Genomic DNA, 3,990 nt, shown 5'->3' on the forward strand with positions numbered 1-3,990 from the left:
GGGTGGGGATTCTGCCATTCGCGCCGCGAGAGGAGCAGCACGTGGGGATCCAGTCGGTGTTATGCCAGGTGTGTCAGGGGGTTCTGCCCGCTTCGGGCAAGGAGGCGTACACGGCGTTGCGGGGGCGGCTGATCGTGTCGAACGGCTACTGCGCGGGCGGATGCGCCGAGCGGCGTGCCGGACAGGAGGCCGGGCAGGACGCCGGGCAGCCGGTGCATCAGCGTCCGGCGCCGCCGCCGGTCGCGCCGGTGGCTTCGCGGCCGGCGGCGGCTTCGGGTGCGGGGCCGGTCCGGGTGGCGCGTTAGCCGGTGTGGTGGCCGGGGTGCCGGTCGGTGGTGTGCCAGTAGTCGCGGGTGCGTACGGCGAGTCCGTCGGGGTCGAAGGTGACGAAGACGCAGCCTGCGAGGGTGGTGGGGCGGCCGTTGTCGAGGGCGTGGACCTGGAATTCGATGGCGGCGTGGTCGCCGTCGACGAGGGGTGCGGCGAAGGTGACGTGGGGGTCGGTCTCGCCGGTGAATGACCAGGTGATGTAGTCGGCGATGGCGTGTTTTCCCTGGTGGGGTGGGCGGAAGGGCATGCTGGTGTGGACGGCGTCGTCGTGGTAGAGGGCGATGATGGCGTCGGTGTCGTGGTGGGTCCAGCCGTGTTGCCAGGTGTCGGCGAAGCGTTGGGCGGCGGCGCGGGTGTTCATGGTGTTCATTGTGGTGGGCCGGCGTCCACGTGCCACCTAATAGGTACCTATATGGGTATTTCTCCCGTCTTGTGGTTGGGGGTGCGGCGGCAAGCTACGTGAGGACCACTCACCAGCCCCCGAGGGAGAGGATCGGACGTTGCGCGCCATCGACCGGCGAGGAGCCCGCCCCCGGACACCCGCCGTACGACTCCCCTCCCGCAACGCGCTCCTGGCCGTGGCCGACGCGCTCGCCGTACGCACCGGATGGGCGGGGCGCGAGCGTGAGGCGTCGTGGTCGTTGTCGGCGCGGCCGTCGGCGGTGCGTGCCGCGCGCCGGCTGGCCACGGCGCGGTTGTCGGCGTGGGGTCTGCACCGGCAGGCCGAGACCGCCGAGTTGCTCGTCGGCGAGCTCGTCTCCGACGCGCTGCGCCGTTGCGACGGCCGGATCAGGCTCGAACTGCGGGTGGAGGACGGGTTGCTGCGCTGCGAGGTGAGCGGCGTGTTCGCCGGTCCGGGTGCGCGGCCGGGCCCTGCGCCGCATCGGTCGTTGCTGGCGCGGCTGGCGTGCTGCTGGGGCGTCTGCGGGCAGGTGGCGTGGTTCGAGTTGCCGGCCGGCGGCGGCTGCGTGCACTGACCGGGCGGGTCACCTCCCTGCCGCGGGCCGGTCCTGGGTGCGGGCCTGCTCCCCTGCCCACGCCGCGATCTGGGAGCGGGAGCTGAAACCCAGTTTGGTCAGGATGTGCTCGATGTGACCTTCGGCGGTGCGCTGCGAGATCACCAGGCAGGCGGCGATCTCTTTGTTGGTCAGGCCGCGGGCCACGAGGTGGGCGATCTCGCTTTCGCGGCGGGTCAGCCGGTCCAGCCGCTGTCTGCCCTTGCCGCGGCCGGTGAGCGGCTCTTCCTGCAGGATGTAGGCGAGTGCCTCGTCCAGCGGCATGCGGGCGCCGCGTCGCACGGCCGCGCTGTAGGCGTCCTCCCCCAGTGCCTGACGGGTGTTCTGTTCGCAGGCGTCGTGGTGGCCGGCCAGGTGGCCGTAGCCGGACAGGGGTGCGCCGGCGGACGCCCACACGGTCTGCAGGATGCCCAGCAGGCGGGCGGCGCGCTGGTGGCGGCGCTGGGTGGCGGCGATCCAGGCGAGCACTTCGACGGTGATGCCGATGCCGAGGTAGTCGCCGAGGCTGCGGGTGACCGTCAGTGCCTTGTGTTGCAGGTCGGTGGCGCGGCACAGGTCTCCTTGCCGCCATGCCTGGATGCCGAGTGCCATCATGGCGTACGCGCGGTGCCAGCTTTCGTGGTGGCTTTCGCACAGGGCCAGGCACCGCTCCCCCGCGGCGACGGCGGAGGGTGTGTCGCCGGCGTGGCTGTAGGCCAGCGTCAGCCGGATGAGCGACAGTGCGGTGCCGCCCGGGTCGCCGAAGGCCTGGTGCCGGGCCAGGGCCTGTTCGTAGAGGGTGATGGCTTCGGCGGTGCGGCCCTCTTTCATGGCGATCATGCCGGAGAACAGGGCTACGTAGCCGAGGACGTGCTGGTCGTGCAGCCGCTCCCCTGCGCGGCGGCTGTCGTGCAGCATGGTGGTGGCGGCGGGTTCGTCGGCCTGGATGATGGCCAGCCAGCCGCCGGCCCACAGGGCGCAGGCGCGTACGTCGTCGGGGACGTCGCAGGCGGCGAGTCCCTGCTGCAGCCAGCGGCGGCCTTCAGCCGGGTAATAACTGGTGGTCCAGTGGTAGAGCAGGTCGGTGGCCATGGTCAGGCCGGCGCGTGCGCCGTCTGGTCCGGTGTAGGACTGTTCGAGGGCGGTGCGCAGGTTGGCGTGTTCGAGGTGCAGGCGGGTGAGCCAGTGCACCTGCCGGGGGCCGAACAGGTCCGCCCGGGCCCGTGCGGCCAGGTCGCGGTAATAACCTGCGTGCCGCTCGCGCAGCCAGTCCTGCTGGCCTGAGGCGGCCAGGCGTTCGCGGCCGTAGGCGCTGAGGGTGTCGAGCATCCGGTAGCGGAGGCCGCACGGGTGGTCTTCGCGTATCAGTACGGATTTGTCGACCAGGCCGATCACCAGGTGGACGATGTCGTGGCGGTCGATTCCGCGGCCGGAGCAGATCGTTTCGGCGGCTTCCAGGTCCAGGCCGCCGGCGAAGGCCGAGGCCCGTTCCCACAGGAGTCGTTCTTCGTCCGAGCACAGTGCGTAGCTCCAATCGATGAGGGCTCGTAGGGTCTGGTGACGGGGCAGTTCGGCGCGTGATCCCGCGTTGAGCAGGCGGAAGCGGTCGTCGAGCCGGTCGAGCAGTTGCTGGGCCGACAGGGCGCGCAGGCGGACGGCGGCCAGTTCGATGCCCAGGGGCAGGCCGTCTAGTCGGCGGACGATGCGGGCGATGACCTCGCGGTTGTCCTCGGTGAGGGCGAAGGTGGGCAGGACGGCTCTGGCGCGTTCGGTGAACAGGCGGACGGCGTCGGTCTGGGCGAGGGTGGCGAGGCTGGGGCGTGGGGTGTGGCCGTCGGGCAGGTGCAGGGGCGGCACGGGCATGGCCTGTTCGCTGGGGATGCCGAGCGCCTGGCGGCTGGTGGCGAGGATGCGCAGGTCGGGTGCGGCGCGTAGGAGGGTTTCCGCGAGGACGGCGCATTCGTGGACGAGGTGTTCGCAGTTGTCGAGGATGAGCAGGGCGTGCTTGTCGTGCAGGTGGCCGGTGAGCACGTCGATGGGGGGCGCGGTGTGGCCGCGGATTTGGAGGGCTTCGACGACGGTCTCGGCGAGCAGGCCGGGCTGGTGCAGGGTGGCGAGTTCGGCGAGCCATACGCCGTCGCGGAAGGCTCGGCGTAGCTTCTGGGCGACGCGGAGGGCCAGGCGGGTCTTGCCGACGCCGCCGACGCCGGTGAGGGTGACGGTTCTGGATGCGGCCAGGAGTCGTTTGACCTCGGCCACTTCGTGCCGACGTCCGATGAAGCTGGTCACCTCTGCCGGGAGCCTGTTCGTGCGCTGCCCCTTGAAGGTGGTGGTGGTCACCGCTGTCATGGTGTGTGGGGCGATCGGCCGGCGGGTGGGCGTGGCGCCGGTGCCGTGTCGCCGTAACCCACAGTATGTGGCGGGCGGTGGTGCTGGGTGCCTGGTCAGGGGCTCCTGGCTGGTTTTTGACCCTTCCGTGGCGGTGGCGTGGTTCATGTGGGGGTGGTGTGCCAGGGGCGCAGGGCGTCGAGGTGGTCCTGGCGGCCGATCGCGACGAGGTTGGATCGGTAGAGGCCGATGGTGCCGGGGGTGTCGAGTTCGGCGCGGGTGACGGGCCGCAGCACGTTGTCGAGTTCGTCGATGAGGAAGATCCAGGGGTAGTGGG

At 71.1% G+C, this 3,990-nt stretch carries 4 protein-coding genes; 2 read left to right on the forward strand and 2 right to left on the reverse strand.

What is annotated here, in order from left to right; translation table 11 throughout:
- A partial coding sequence (locus tag E1267_RS42875) for a hypothetical protein (protein ID WP_220449940.1) occupies nt 1–305 on the forward strand: 305 nt, incomplete at its 5' end.
- Here the strand turns inward: E1267_RS42875 and E1267_RS42880 are convergent.
- The gene (locus E1267_RS42880) at nt 302–691 is read right to left on the reverse strand and encodes a nuclear transport factor 2 family protein (protein WP_132341932.1); all 390 of its coding nucleotides are present in this window, start codon (nt 689–691) and stop codon (nt 302–304) included. The genes E1267_RS42875 and E1267_RS42880 overlap by 4 nt on opposite strands.
- Before the next feature lie 139 nt (nt 692–830).
- Here E1267_RS42880 and E1267_RS42885 point away from each other — a divergent pair, with 139 nt between their 5' ends.
- Entirely contained in the window at nt 831–1,307 is a 477-nt protein-coding gene (locus E1267_RS42885) for an ATP-binding protein (protein ID WP_132341934.1), read from the forward strand.
- Between the two features lie 9 nt (nt 1,308–1,316).
- Here the strand turns inward: E1267_RS42885 and E1267_RS42890 are convergent, their stop codons facing one another.
- Complete coding sequence (locus E1267_RS42890) at nt 1,317–3,674, reverse strand: ATP-binding protein (RefSeq protein WP_132341936.1); 2,358 nt, start codon at nt 3,672–3,674, stop codon at nt 1,317–1,319.
- Between the last annotated feature and the right edge of the window lie 316 nt (nt 3,675–3,990).

The organism is Nonomuraea longispora (genome assembly GCF_004348345.1).
Classification (GTDB): domain Bacteria; phylum Actinomycetota; class Actinomycetes; order Streptosporangiales; family Streptosporangiaceae; genus Nonomuraea; species Nonomuraea longispora.